Annotated in this window: 12 protein-coding genes; 4 read left to right on the forward strand and 8 right to left on the reverse strand. The window is 74.5% G+C overall.

Annotated elements, in window-relative coordinates:
- The first annotated feature begins 83 nt into the window (after nucleotides 1-83).
- Both V2S66_RS07375 and V2S66_RS07380 read left to right on the forward strand, forming a co-directional pair.
- The gene (locus V2S66_RS07375) at nucleotides 84-1,364 is read left to right on the forward strand and encodes a nucleotide sugar dehydrogenase (RefSeq protein ID WP_330793709.1); all 1,281 of its coding nucleotides are present in this window, start codon (nucleotides 84-86) and stop codon (nucleotides 1,362-1,364) included.
- Nucleotides 1,365-1,493: 129 nt separating this feature from the next.
- Nucleotides 1,494-2,105, forward strand: a complete 612-nt coding sequence (locus V2S66_RS07380) for a hypothetical protein (RefSeq protein WP_330793710.1) — start codon at nucleotides 1,494-1,496, stop codon at nucleotides 2,103-2,105.
- A gap of 100 nt (nucleotides 2,106-2,205) precedes the next feature.
- On the opposite strand, the gene V2S66_RS07385 is transcribed toward V2S66_RS07380, so the two are convergent.
- The 4 genes from V2S66_RS07385 to V2S66_RS07400 all read right to left on the reverse strand — a co-directional run bounded on the left by V2S66_RS07385 (nucleotide 2,206) and on the right by V2S66_RS07400 (nucleotide 6,648).
- Nucleotides 2,206-3,327: a GuaB3 family IMP dehydrogenase-related protein gene (locus tag V2S66_RS07385; protein WP_330793711.1), complete on the reverse strand. Its 1,122-nt coding sequence runs from the start codon at nucleotides 3,325-3,327 to the stop codon at nucleotides 2,206-2,208.
- Between the two features lie 122 nt (nucleotides 3,328-3,449).
- Nucleotides 3,450-4,949: an IMP dehydrogenase gene (gene guaB / locus V2S66_RS07390; protein WP_330793712.1), complete on the reverse strand. Its 1,500-nt coding sequence runs from the start codon at nucleotides 4,947-4,949 to the stop codon at nucleotides 3,450-3,452.
- 194 nt (nucleotides 4,950-5,143) lie between these two features.
- Nucleotides 5,144-5,770 carry a sigma-70 family RNA polymerase sigma factor gene (locus tag V2S66_RS07395; protein ID WP_330793713.1) on the reverse strand — a complete coding sequence of 209 codons (627 nt, stop codon included), beginning with the start codon at nucleotides 5,768-5,770 and terminating at the stop codon, nucleotides 5,144-5,146.
- Nucleotides 5,771-6,036: 266 nt separating this feature from the next.
- Entirely contained in the window at nucleotides 6,037-6,648 is a 612-nt protein-coding gene (locus V2S66_RS07400; RefSeq protein WP_003948568.1) for a response regulator transcription factor, read from the reverse strand.
- A 477-nt stretch (nucleotides 6,649-7,125) separates the two neighbouring features.
- Between V2S66_RS07400 and V2S66_RS07405 the strand changes: the two genes are divergently transcribed.
- Nucleotides 7,126-7,500 (forward strand): WhiB family transcriptional regulator, encoded by a 375-nt coding sequence (locus V2S66_RS07405; protein ID WP_330793714.1) that lies wholly within the window; start codon nucleotides 7,126-7,128, stop codon nucleotides 7,498-7,500.
- Nucleotides 7,501-7,570: 70 nt separating this feature from the next.
- On the opposite strand, the gene V2S66_RS07410 is transcribed toward V2S66_RS07405, so the two are convergent.
- Complete coding sequence (locus V2S66_RS07410; RefSeq protein ID WP_330793715.1) at nucleotides 7,571-8,488, reverse strand: LysR family transcriptional regulator; 918 nt, start codon at nucleotides 8,486-8,488, stop codon at nucleotides 7,571-7,573.
- An 82-nt stretch (nucleotides 8,489-8,570) separates the two neighbouring features.
- Between V2S66_RS07410 and V2S66_RS07415 the strand changes: the two genes are divergently transcribed.
- Nucleotides 8,571-9,674 carry an aminotransferase class V-fold PLP-dependent enzyme gene (locus tag V2S66_RS07415; RefSeq protein ID WP_330793716.1) on the forward strand — a complete coding sequence of 368 codons (1,104 nt, stop codon included), beginning with the start codon at nucleotides 8,571-8,573 and terminating at the stop codon, nucleotides 9,672-9,674.
- Between the two features lie 57 nt (nucleotides 9,675-9,731).
- Here V2S66_RS07415 and V2S66_RS07420 read toward each other — a convergent pair whose 3' ends face one another.
- The 3 genes from V2S66_RS07420 to V2S66_RS07430 are packed head-to-tail and all read right to left on the reverse strand — an operon-like array spanning nucleotide 9,732 to nucleotide 12,023.
- Nucleotides 9,732-10,514, reverse strand: coding sequence for an SDR family NAD(P)-dependent oxidoreductase (locus tag V2S66_RS07420; protein ID WP_330793717.1), 783 nt, complete (start codon nucleotides 10,512-10,514; stop codon nucleotides 9,732-9,734).
- A 10-nt stretch (nucleotides 10,515-10,524) separates the two neighbouring features.
- Nucleotides 10,525-11,211, reverse strand: a complete 687-nt coding sequence (locus tag V2S66_RS07425; protein ID WP_330793718.1) for an MOSC domain-containing protein — start codon at nucleotides 11,209-11,211, stop codon at nucleotides 10,525-10,527.
- Complete coding sequence (locus tag V2S66_RS07430; protein WP_330793719.1) at nucleotides 11,208-12,023, reverse strand: GNAT family N-acetyltransferase; 816 nt, start codon at nucleotides 12,021-12,023, stop codon at nucleotides 11,208-11,210. Before V2S66_RS07430 ends, V2S66_RS07425 begins: the two co-directional genes overlap by 4 nt.
- Nucleotides 12,024-12,123 lie beyond the last annotated feature (100 nt).

Here is a 12,123-nt window from a genome sequence, read left to right on the forward strand (position 1 = left end):
ATTTGTCTGGTTAGCCTGTTTTAACAGCCATTCGGCGACGACGGCCGCGGGTCGGCGGACGCCACAGGTGGAGGACGTCAGCCATGCCAGCAGACCTCGCCGTGCTCGGACTCGGCCACACCGGACTCCCCCTCGCCCAGGCGGCCGCCGCCGCGGGCATCGGCGTCATCGGCTACGACCCGGACCCCGCCGTCGTCGCCGACATCAACGCCGGCCGGGTGCCGCCCGGCACCCTCGCCGCCGCCGACCTGCGGCGGATGCTCGCCTGCGGCTTCCGCGCCACCGCCGAGCCCGCCGTGCTCGGCCGGGTCAGGACCGCGGTGATCTGCGCGCCCACCCCGCTCGGCGAGGACCACGCGCTCGACCTCGACGCGGTCGCCGCCGCCGCCCGCACGCTCGCCGTCCAGCTGCGCCCGCACACCACGGTGGTGCTGGAGTCCGCGGTCTACCCGGGCACCACCGAGCAGTTCCTGCGCCCGCTGCTCGAAGCGCACGGCCTGCGCGCCGGACGGGACTTCCACCTGGCCTACTCGCCCAGCCGGCTCGACCCCGGCAACCGCACCTTCCAGCTCTCCAACACCCCCAAGGTGGTGGGCGGTTGCACCCCCGCGTGCACCGAGGCCGCGGCCGCCTTCTACGGCCGGCTGACCGAACGGGTGGTGCGCGCCCGCGGCCCGCGCGAGGCCGAGGCGGTGAAGCTGCTGGAGACCAACTACCGGCACGTGAACATCGCCTTCGCCAACGAGATGGCGGTGCTCTGCCACGACCTGGGCGTCGACGTCTGGGAGGTGCTGCGCTGCGCCGAGACCAAGCCGTTCGGCTTCCAGGCGTTCCGCCCCGGCCCCGGCGTCGGCGGCCACTCCCCCGCCCTCGACCCCAACGCGGCGCCGCCGTTCGCCGCCGCCCCCGCGGCCGGCCGCACCCGCACCGCGGGCCACCCGCTGCGGATGGTCGAGCTGGCCCAGGAGGTCAACGGCCGGATGCCGCGCTACGTCGTGCAGCGCGCCGCCGCCCTGCTCAACGAGCACGGCAAGTCGCTGCGCGGGGCGCGGGTGCTGCTGCTCGGCGTCACGTACAAGGCCGACACCGCCGACCAGGAGGGCGCCCCGGCCCGCGAGATCGGCGCCCGGCTGATCGAACTGGGCGCCCAACTCGGCTACCACGACCCGTACGTGCCGCAGTGGCGGGTGCTGGACCGGCCGGTGCCGCGCGCCGACGCGCTGTGGGAGGCGGCCGCGGACGCGGACCTGACGCTGCTGCTCCAGCACCACCGCACCTACGACCTGCAGGGACTGGCGGTCAAGGCCCAACTCCTGCTGGACACCCGGGGAGCGACTCCGGCGGGCGCGGCGGCCCGGTTGTAGCGGGCCTGTGCCGACCGTATGAACGGGCTTGTCCGGTTGTCATGCTCCCCTGCTACATTTCGGCGTCACTCGTTCGCACGCCGCTCGTTCGTGCGCACGGCATTTCTCGTGTCCTCGGGGGAACCCTTCATGAGCGCCAACGTCCCGCCGCCGCAGCAGCCCGCGCCCGGCCAGAACCCGTACGCGCAGCAGCCGCCGGCCGGCCCCTACGCACCGCAGGCCCCGCAGGCTCCCGCGCCCTCGCCGTACGGCGCGCCGCAGCAGCCCGGCGCCTTCGACCCGGCCGCCTACCCGCCGCCGGCGCCGTTCGCGCAGCCCGCGCCGCTCGCGCAGCGCCCGGGCAACCCGGCCCTCGGCGTCCTGGCCGCGGTCGGCGCGGCCCTGGTCGCCGCGCTCCTGTACGGCCTGATCATCAAGGGCACCAAGCACGAGATCGGGTACGCGGCGGTGGCCGTCGGCGCCGTCGTCGGCCTCGCGCTCGGCAAGATCGGCGGCCGCAACCCGGCGCTGCCGATCATCGGCGTGCCGATCGCGCTGCTCGGCGTCTACCTCGGCCAGCTCTTCGGCATCGCGCTGCTGGTCGACTCCACCTACCACATCGGCGTGGTGAACATCTTCACCCACCACTTCCACGACCTGCAGCAGACGTGGAAGGAGGCCATGAACGGCATGGACTTCGTCTTCTTCGGCATCGCCGGCCTGGAGGGCTTCGTGATCACCCGTCGGGTCGCGCGCGGCTGACCCGGGCCGCTCCCCGCGGCACGGCGCCGGCACGGCGAAGGGCCCGTACCGCCGAGGCGGTACGGGCCCTTCGCGTCGGCCTCGCGCGGCCGCCGGCCGGCTACCGGTGGTGGGTCGGTGAGACGGTGACCTCGACGCGCTGGAACTCCTTGAGGTCGGAGTAGCCGGTGGTCGCCATCGAGCGGCGCAGCGCCCCGAAGAAGTTCATCGAGCCGTCGGGCGCGTGGGACGGGCCGAGCAGGATCTCCTCGGTGCTGCCCGCCGTGCCCAGGTTCATCCGCTTGCCGCGCGGCAGCTCCGGGTTGACCGCCTCCATGCCCCAGTGGAAGCCGCGGCCGGGCGCGTCGGTGGCGCGGGCCAGCGGCGAGCCCATCATCACCGCGTCCGCGCCGCAGGCGACGGCCTTGGGCAGGTCGCCGCTGGAGCCGAAGCCGCCGTCGGCGATCACGTGCACGTAGCGGCCGCCGGACTCGTCCATGTAGTCGCGGCGGGCCGCGGCCACGTCGGCCACCGCGGTGGCCATCGGCACCTGGATGCCCAGCACGTTGCGGGTGGTGTGCGCGGCGCCGCCGCCGAAGCCGACCAGCACGCCCGCGGCGCCGGTCCGCATCAGGTGCAGCGCGGCGGTGTACGTGGCGCAGCCGCCGACGATCACCGGCACGTCCAGCTCGTAGATGAACTGCTTGAGGTTCAGCGGCTCGTGCGAGCCCGAGACGTGCTCGGCGGAGACGGTGGTGCCGCGGATCACGAAGAGGTCGACCCCGGCGTCCACCACGGCCTTGGAGAACTGGGCGGTGCGCTGCGGGGAGAGCGCGGCGGCGGTCACGACGCCCGCGTCGCGGACCTCCTTGATCCGCTGGCCGATCAGCTCCTCGCGGATCGGCGCCGCGTAGATCTCCTGCAGCCGCGCGGTCGCCTGGCTGTCGTCCAGCTCGGCGATCTCGGCGAGCAGCGGCTCGGGGTCGTCGTACCGGGTCCAGAGCCCTTCCAGGTTCAGCACGCCGAGGCCGCCGAAGTTGCCGATCCTGATGGCCGTCTCCGGCGACACCACGGAGTCCATCGGCGCGGCCAGGAACGGCAGTTCGAAGCGGTACGCGTCGATCTGCCAGGCGATCGAGACCTCCTTCGGGTCCCGGGTCCGCCGGCTCGGCACCACGGCGATGTCGTCGAAGGCGTACGCCCTGCGGCCCCGCTTGCCCCGCCCGATCTCGATCTCAGTCACTACCCGCGCCTCTCTGTCTGGCTTCGCGACCCCAGTATCCCGCACCCCCCGCCCGCGGCGACCCGCACCTCGGCGCGGCGGCCGCGGGCGATCCGCGGCCGCGGCGTGCGGGGAAGGCGGCGTCAGCCGTGGTAGTTCGGGGCCTCGACGGTCATCTGGATGTCGTGCGGATGGGACTCCTTGAGGCCCGCGGCGGTGATCCGCACGAAGCGGCCCTTCGTCTCCATCTCGGAGATCGACGCCGCGCCGACGTAGCCCATGGTCTGGCGCAGGCCGCCGACGAGCTGGTGGAGGACGGCGGACAGCGGCCCGCGGTACGGCACCTGGCCCTCGATCCCCTCGGGCACGAGCTTGTCGTCGGCGGAGACCTCGGCCTGGAAATAGCGGTCCTTGGAGTACGAGCGGCCCTGGCCGCGCGACTGCATCGCGCCGAGCGAGCCCATGCCGCGGTAGGACTTGAACTGCTTGCCGTTGATGAAGAGCAGCTCGCCGGGCGACTCCTCGCAGCCCGCGAGCAGGCTGCCGAGCATGACGCTGCTCGCGCCGGCCGCCAGCGCCTTGCCGATGTCGCCGCTGTACTGGAGGCCGCCGTCGCCGATCACCGGCACACCGGCGTCCAGACACGCCTGGGCGGCCTCGTGGATCGCGGTGACCTGCGGGACGCCGATGCCCGCGACCACGCGGGTGGTGCAGATGGAGCCGGGCCCGACGCCGACCTTGACGCCGTCCACGCCCGCGTCGATCAGCGCCTGGGCGCCGTCGCGGGTCGCCACGTTGCCGCCGACGACGTCCACCGGGACGTTGGACTTGATCTTCGCCATCCAGTTCAGCGCGTTGCTGTTGTGGCCGTGCGAGGTGTCCACGACCAGGAAGTCGACACCCGCGCCGACCAGCGCCTGGGCCCGGTCCAGCGCCTCGGGGCTCGCGCCGACGGCCGCGCCGACCAGCAGCCGGCCCTCGGCGTCCTTGGCCGCGTGCGGGTACTGCTCGGCCTTGACGAAGTCCTTGACGGTGATCAGGCCCTTGAGCCGGCCCGCGTCGTCGACCAGCGGCAGCTTCTCGATCTTGTGGCGGCGCAGCAGCGCCATCGCGTCCACGCCCGAGATGCCGACCGCGCCGGTGACCAGCGGCATCGGCGTCATGACCTCGCGGACCTGGCGGGAGCGGTCGGTCTCGAAGGCCATGTCGCGGTTGGTGACGATGCCCAGCAGCCGGCCGGACTCGTCGGTGACCGGCACGCCGCTGATCCGGAACCGGCCGCAGAGGGCGTCGGCCTCGCCGAGCGTCGCGTCGGGGCGGACCGTGATCGGGTCGGTGACCATGCCGGACTCGGACCGCTTGACCAGGTCCACCTGGCTGACCTGGTCCTCAATGGAGAGGTTGCGGTGCAGCACGCCGACGCCGCCCTGGCGGGCCATCGCGATCGCCATCCGCGCCTCGGTGACCTTGTCCATCGCCGCGGAGAGCAGGGGGATGTTCACCCTGACGTTGCGGGAGACGAGCGAGGAGGTGTCGACCTCGTTGGGCAGCACCTCCGAGGCCCCCGGCAGCAGCAGCACATCGTCGTAGGTCAACCCGAGAGTGGCGAACTTCCCGGCTGCTCCGTCGGCGTTCAGCGACATGACACCTTCCCGAATGGTCTTGCCCGGCGAGTTGTTCAATGGTAATGGCTGTGCCGGTATTCCCCCGACCACCCGGATTGTCGCTGCTCAGAGCCCCGGCGCCGACCTCCGCGGGCCGACCCGGGAAGGCTGCGGACCGAGTCCGGAACGCCGCGCGCCCCGGACCTGGAACGCCGCGCGCCGGGCCGGGCGCGTTACGCGCTGAGCCCCGGCGCCTCGCCGGCGGGCGTGCCCGCGGGCCCCGCCGACTCCTCGGCGATCGCCCGCAGCCTGCTGAGCGCGCGGTGCTGCGCCACCCGTACGGCCCCGGGCGACATCCCCAGCACCTGTCCGGTCTCCTCGGCGCTCAGGCCCACCGCGACCCGCAGCAGCACCAGCTCGCGCAGGTGGCCGGGGAGCCGGTCGAGCAGCTTCTTCGCCCAGGCCGCGTCGCTGTTGAGCAGCGCGCGCTCCTCGGGGCCGAGGGAGTCGTCCGGCTTCTCCGGCATCTCGTCGGAGGGCACCGCGGTGCTGCCGGGGCCGCGCATCGCCGCGCGCTGCAGGTCGGCGACCTTGTGCGCGGCGATGGACACCACGAACGCCTCGAACGGGCGGCCCAGGTCGCGGTAGCGCGGGAGCGCGCAGAGCACCGCGAGGCACACCTCCTGCGCGAGATCGTCCACGAAGTGGCGCGCGTCTCCCGGCAGCCGGGACAGTTTGGTCCTGCAGTAGCGCTCGGCCAGCGGGTGGACGTGCGCGAGCAGGTCGTGCGTGGCCCGCTCGTCGCCGTCGACGGCGCGACGGACGAGGGCACCGATGGCGGGGGTGTCGTCGTCACGCATCCACCCATGGTGCCTCGCCGCGGGACGATCCGCCGCATCCCGGCCGTACTTCTGCATCGAAGCGTTATGAGCGCCGGGCGGTGGGCCGTCCGCGGCAGCGCCGCCCGGCACGCCGCGTCCGGCCGGTTCGGCCTGCGCCGAAGCCTCAGTCGTCGTCTCCGTCATGTGCGGCCCCCGCCGATCCCCGAGGAAGTCCATACCTCAAGCATGCGTCCTCCCCCGGGAAACCGAGGACTCGCGGGCGACATCGCCCGGCACCGCGCTCGTTACCTGACCAGGCCCCAGCGGAAGCCGAGAGCCACCGCGTGGGCCCGGTCCGAGGCGCCGAGCTTCTTGAACAGCCGCCTGGCGTGGGTCTTCACGGTGTCCTCGGACAGGAAGAGCTCCCTGCCGATCTCCGCGTTGGACCGGCCGTGGCTCATGCCCTCCAGCACCTGGATCTCGCGTGCGGTCAAGGTGGGCGCCGCGCCCATCTCGGCCGAGCGCAGCCGGCGCGGGGCCAGCCGCCAGGTGGGGTCGGCGAGCGCCTGGGTGACGGTGGCCCGCAGCTCCGCGCGGGAGGCGTCCTTGTGCAGGTAGCCGCGGGCGCCCGCGGCGACGGCCAGCGCGACCCCGTCGAGGTCCTCGGCGACGGTGAGCATGATGATGCGGGCGCCGGGGTCGGCCGACAGCAGCCGCCGTACCGTCTCGACACCGCCGAGCCCGGGCATCCGCACGTCCATCAGGATGAGGTCCGAGCGGTCGGCCCCCCAGCGGCGGAGCACCTCCTCGCCGTTGGCCGCGGTGGTCACGCGCTCCACGCCGGGCACGGTGGCCACCGCGCGGCGCAGGGCCTCTCGGGCGAGCGGGGAGTCGTCGCAGACGAGGACGGAAGTCATGACCGCCCCCCGCAGCTGAACCGCGTCACGTAGTGCCTCCTGGCTGTACTGAGTACGAATGTTCACCGCGGAGGTGGACGGCCTCGGGCATCTGCCCGAATCCGCGCGTTCCGCCAACCGCTTCCGCCAGACTCAACGACCCTCACCCGAAAGAGTTACGAAGTTTGGTCGCGTCTCTCGGCACTCTACGTGATCATGCGCGTGCGGACCGAGCATGCCGCAGGTCAGACGGGTGAGAGCGGAGGTTTTTCGGAGGCTGCGAGCGCGTCGGAGCGGCCCTTGAAGCAGGGGCGATACTGCCGATCGGGTGTTATGCCGCACTTTGCACTGATTGGCCGCTCTTTTCTGTTGTGCGGGCTAATCGTCGCTAGATTGGCGATGAGTCATATTTACATCTACTACGACTGTAGATGTACCGTCGGAGACGATCGGAAGATCGGCCTCACGACCTTCCCGCACGCTTCGAGGGGATGAGCAATGGCAGACTTCTCCCGCCTTCCAGGACCGAACGCCGATCTGTGGGACTGGCAGCTGGTGGCCGCCTGCCGCGGCGTGGACAGCTCGCTGTTCTTCCACCCCGAGGGCGAGCGGGGGGCCGCCCGCAGCGCACGCGAGACCGCTGCCAAAGAGGTGTGCATGCGCTGCCCGGTACGGGCCGAGTGCGCCACCCACGCGCTGGCCGTCCGCGAGCCGTACGGCGTGTGGGGCGGACTCACCGAGGACGAGCGCGAGGCGATGATGGGGCGGTCGCGGTCGCGCGACCGCGACCACGGGCACGAGGCCGAGATGGACTCCGAGCCGCTGGACCCCGAGCACGACGACCACCGGTCGTCGGCCGCGGCCACTTACTGACGAAACGTTCCTTCACTCCCCCCCGGGCCGCGCCCGCCGGCCCGGTGCCCCCGCCGCGAGGGGCGCGGGGTCAGCGCGCCGGCGCGGGAAGCGCGGCGCGGGCCAGGCGGGCGAGCATCATGTCGACGGCGGGGACGTTCGCGAGATCCGGCAGGGTCAGCGCGACCACCTCGCGCTGGACGGCGGGACGCACCTCGACGACGGCGACGCCCTTCGGCCGTACCGACTCCAGTGCCAGCTCGGGCAGGACCGCGACGCCGAGACCGGCGGCGACCAGGCCCACCACGGCCGGATAGTCGTCGGTCGCGAACTCGATCCGCGGGGTGAACCCGGCCCGCTCGCACACCTCCACCAGATGCCGCCGGCAGCGCGGGCAGCCGGCGATCCACTCCTCCTGCGCCAGTTCCTCGATGCCGGCGGGCCCCGCGCGGCCGGCCAGCCGGTGCCCCCGCGGCACCACGCCGACCAGCCGGTCGGTGAGCAGCGGGCGCACCACCAGGTCGTCCCAGGACTCCTCGGCGGGCGTCGGCAGATCGACGTACCGGAAGGCGAGCGTGATGTCGCAGTCGCCCGCCCTGAGCATGTCGACCGAGCGCGGCGGCTCCGCCTCGACCAGCGAGACCTTGGTGCCCGGGTGGTGCGCGCGCATGTCGGCCACCGCGCGCGGCACCAGCGTGGAGCTGCCGGAGGGGAAGGAGCTGAGCCGCACCCGGCCGGCCCGCAGGCCGGCGATCGCGGCGACCTCCTCCTCCGCGGCGGTCAGCCCGGCGAGGATGCCGGCCGCGTGCCTGACCAGCGCCTCGCCCGCCTCGGTGAGCCGCATCTCGCGGGCGCCGCGCACCAGCAGCGGAGTGCCCGCGCTGCCCTCCAGCGCCTTCATCTGCTGGCTGACGGCGGGCTGGGTGCAGCCCAGGTCCCGGGCCGCGGCGGAGAACGATCCGGTGCGGGCGACGGCGCGCAGCACGCGAAGATGGCGGGCCTCGATCATGCTTCAACCATAAGCGCTGCTTAGGGTCACCCGACAAAGATCGTCGATGGACTTTGAGAGCCGGTGCGCCCAGGGTGGACGCATGGACACGGGCATCGACGCACACCCCATCGACGGACACGAGGACACCGGCGCGCTGCTGGCGGCGGCCGCCGCCGAGTATCCCGGCACCGCGGCCGGCTACCTGGACACCGCCACCCTGGGCCTCCCCCCGGCCAGGACCGCGGCCGCGCTGCGCGCCGCGGTCGACGCGTGGGCGGCAGGGCGGCCGGACACCGCGGTGTACGAGGAGGCGACCGCCGCGAGCCGGGCCGCGTACGCCCGGATCACCGGCGTGCCGGCGGCGCGGGTGGCGCTGGCCGGAACGGTGGCCGGCGCGGTCGGGCTGGTCGCGGCGGCGCTGCCGCCCGGCGCCGAGGTGCTCGTCGCCGAGGGCGACTTCAGCTCGGTCGTGCAGCCCTTCGCCGGCCGCGGCGACCTGCGGCTGCGCACCGCGCCGCTGGACGCGGTCGCCGCCGCGGTGCGCGAGGACACCGCGCTGGTCGCGGTCAGCACCGCGCAGTCCGCCGACGGCCGGGTCGCGGACCTGGCCGCGATCTCCGCGGCGGCGCGCGCGTACGGGGCGCGGATGCTGCTGGACGGCACCCAGTCGGTGGGCTGGCTGCCGGTGGACCCCGACGCCTGCGACTACCTCGTCTGCCACGGCTACAAGTGGCTGCTCAGCCCGCACGGCGCCTGCTTCCTCACCGTCCGCGAGGGGCTGGAGCCGACGCTGTCGCCGGCCTTCGCCGGCTGGTACTGCGCCGACGACCCGTGGGAGTCCTGCTACGGCCCGGTGGAGCGGCTGGCGCCCGGCGCCCGGCGCTTCGACACCCGGCCGGCGTACCTGTCCTACGTCGGCGCGGCGGCCTCGCTGTCCCTGGTCGAGGAGATCGGCGTGCCCGCGATCCACGCCCACGACGTCGCCCTCGCCGCCCGGCTGCGCGACGGGCTCAGCGCGCTGGGCCACACCCCGCTGCCGGGCGCGTCGGCGATCGTGGCCGTCCCCGGCATGCCCGCCGACGCCGCCGACCGCCTCGCGGCGGCGGGCATCCGGTGCAGCGCCCGCGCCGGGAACCTGCGGTTCGCGCTGCACCTGTACAACCGCGCGTCGGACGTCGACGCGGCCCTCGCCGCACTGGCCTGAGCGGCGCCCACCGAACGGCGCCGCACTCCACCGTGCCGGCCGCGCCGACCGCCGGCGTCAGCGCGTCTTCGGGTCGTAGCGGCGGCCGGTACGGGTGGAGGCCGCGCCGAACACACCGGCGGGGACGTGCCGGGCAAGACCGACGGCGATCTTGTAGCGGACCGAGGGGACGCTGACCGTGCGGCCGCGGGCCAGGTCGCGCAGCGCGGCGGCGACGACGCGATCCGCGTCCAGCCAGGCGAAGGACGGCAGCCGGGAGGCGTCCATCCCGGCCCGCTGGTGGAACTCGGTGCGCACGAACCCCGGGCACAGCGCGAGCATCCGCACCCCGCTGCCGCCCAGCTCCTGGGCGACGCCCTCGGTGAAGCGCACCACCCACGCCTTGCTGGCGCCGTAGGTGCCGCGCGGCATGAAGGCGGCGACCGACGCCACGTTCACGATCGTGCCGCGGCCGCGGGCCCGCATCGGCTCCGCGGCGGCCGCGGTGAGCCGCAGCACCGCCTCGCAGTGCACCCGCAGCATCCGCACCTCGTCCTCGACCGGCACGTCGAGGAAGGTGCCGCGGTTGCCGAAGCCGGCGTTGTTGACCAGCACGTCCACCGGCCTCGGGGAGCCGTCCCGCAGCCGCGCCGCCACGGCCGCGACGCCCTCCTCCTCGGCCAGGTCGGCGGCCAGCACCTCGACCTCGACGCCGTACCGCTCGCGCAGCCCGGCCGCGCTGCCGGCCAGCCGCTCGCCGTCCCGTGCGACGAGCACCAGCGCGTGCCCGTCGGCGGCCAGCCGCCGCGCGAAGGCCGCGCCGATCCCCGCGGTGGCGCCGGTCACCAGTGAAGTGGTCATGCGACAGACCTTAGGGCGTGCCGGGGCCGTCGTGGGCGGCCCCCGGGCCGCGGCCCACCCGGCGGCGGATCGTCTCGCGCTCCGCGTCGGGGAAGGCGGCCACCTCCAGCAGCCGCGGCAGCAGCTCGGGCTCGGTGGTCAGCGCGCGGAAGCTCAGCGCGACGGTGACCCGGTGGTCGGACGGCCGGGACAGCACGGTCACCGGGTCGCCCGCGGCCAGCGCGCCGGGCTCCACCACCCGCAGGTACGGGCCGGGCAGCGCGGCCCGGGTGAAGGTCCGCAGCCAGCCCTCCTGCTCCAGCCAGCCGGCGAACGTCGCGCACGGGATGCGCGGGCAGGACACCTCCAGGACGGCCGAGCCGATCCGCCACCGCTCGCCGAGCAGCGCGGCGTTGACGTCGATGCCGGTCGTGGTGAGGTTCTCACCGAAGGCGCCGTTCGCCAGGTCGCGGCCCAGTGCCCGCTGCCACCCGTCGAGGTCCTCCCGCGCGTACGCGTACACCGCCTGGTCGTCGCCGCCGTGGTGCTTGACGTCGTAGGCGCGGTCGCCGGCCAGGCCCACCGCGCCGGTGCCCTTGGGGCCGGGCGCGCTCACCGCGACCGGCCCGGTCACCGGCCGCTTGTCGATGCCGGTCGCCGGCAGCCGCTTCCAGGGGTTGGGCCGCGGACGGCCGACGTTGACGCTCAGCACCTTCACCGCGGCGCCTCCGTGGCCGCCGGGGGCCGCGGCCTGAGGTAGGGGGTGGTCACGGTCAGCGGGGCGAAGCCGAGGCGCTGGAGGATCGGCCGGCTGTCGTCGGTCGCGTCGACCTGGAGGTACCGCACGCCGCGGCGGGCGGCGAGCCCGGCCCGGTGGGCGACCAGCGCGCGGTAGATGCCGCGCCCGCGCCACTCCCTGACGGTGCCGCCGCCCCACAGGCTCGCGAAGTCCGTGCCCGGGTGGAACTCCATCCGGGCCGAGCAGACCGGGAGGTCGCCGGCCATCGCCACCACCAGGTGCAGGGTCTGCGGCGCGTGCTCCAACTGGTCGAGCAGCCGGGCGCGCAGCCGGGCCGCGCTGGTGCCGAACGCCGACTCGTGCGCGGCGGCCGCCCGCTCCACGCCCGCCGCGTCGGCGACCGTCTCCAGCCGCACGCCGGCCGGCAGCCGCGGCTCCTGCGGCAGCGCCGCGACCTCGGCGACCATCAGCGTCTCCGGCGGTTCCGGCACGAAGCCGGCCGCGCGCAGCCGCGCGCCGAGGTCGGCCGGGCGGTCGTGCGCGTACAGCTTCCACTCGAACTCCAGGCCGCGCCCCTGCGGGCCGTCCGCCCAGGCCGCCTCCGCGGCGACGGCGGCGTCCGCGGTCCCCTCGTCCAGGTCCGACCACAGCACGCCCGCCCACCCGTCGGCGCCGCCCTCGACGTGCCGCAGCACCCCGCCGGCCTGCTCCGACCGGCCGCCGGCGCCCTGCGGCACGGCGGCCCGCCTCATCTGCGCGTCGAACAGCGCCAGTACCTCAGCCGTATCCATCCGGGCATTCCAGCACGTCCGGCTCCGCGGGCCCACCCAATTTCGCCGCCCTGGCGGCGGGCGGGCGCGGGACGGGCTCCGGGGCAGGCGCCGGACACGG

It is taken from the genome of Actinacidiphila polyblastidii (genome assembly GCF_036353415.1).
Classification (GTDB): domain Bacteria; phylum Actinomycetota; class Actinomycetes; order Streptomycetales; family Streptomycetaceae; genus Actinacidiphila; species Actinacidiphila polyblastidii.

Bases quoted from the DNA above. Each gene is read 5' to 3' on its own strand.
- V2S66_RS07420 (WP_330793717.1), bottom strand. From the start codon at position 10,514: ATGACCACTTCACTGGTGACCGGCGCCACCGCGGGGATCGGCGCGGCC.
- V2S66_RS07430 (WP_330793719.1), bottom strand. From the start codon at position 12,023: ATGGATACGGCTGAGGTACTGGCGCTGTTCGACGCGCAGATGAGGCGG.
- V2S66_RS07415 (WP_330793716.1), top strand. From the start codon at position 8,571: ATGGACACGGGCATCGACGCACACCCCATCGACGGACACGAGGACACC.
- V2S66_RS07395 (WP_330793713.1), bottom strand. From the start codon at position 5,770: ATGCGTGACGACGACACCCCCGCCATCGGTGCCCTCGTCCGTCGCGCC.
- V2S66_RS07380 (WP_330793710.1), top strand. From the start codon at position 1,494: ATGAGCGCCAACGTCCCGCCGCCGCAGCAGCCCGCGCCCGGCCAGAAC.
- guaB (WP_330793712.1), bottom strand. From the start codon at position 4,949: ATGTCGCTGAACGCCGACGGAGCAGCCGGGAAGTTCGCCACTCTCGGG.
- V2S66_RS07405 (WP_330793714.1), top strand. From the start codon at position 7,126: ATGGCAGACTTCTCCCGCCTTCCAGGACCGAACGCCGATCTGTGGGAC.
- V2S66_RS07410 (WP_330793715.1), bottom strand. From the start codon at position 8,488: ATGATCGAGGCCCGCCATCTTCGCGTGCTGCGCGCCGTCGCCCGCACC.
- V2S66_RS07400 (WP_003948568.1), bottom strand. From the start codon at position 6,648: ATGACTTCCGTCCTCGTCTGCGACGACTCCCCGCTCGCCCGAGAGGCC.
- V2S66_RS07375 (WP_330793709.1), top strand. From the start codon at position 84: ATGCCAGCAGACCTCGCCGTGCTCGGACTCGGCCACACCGGACTCCCC.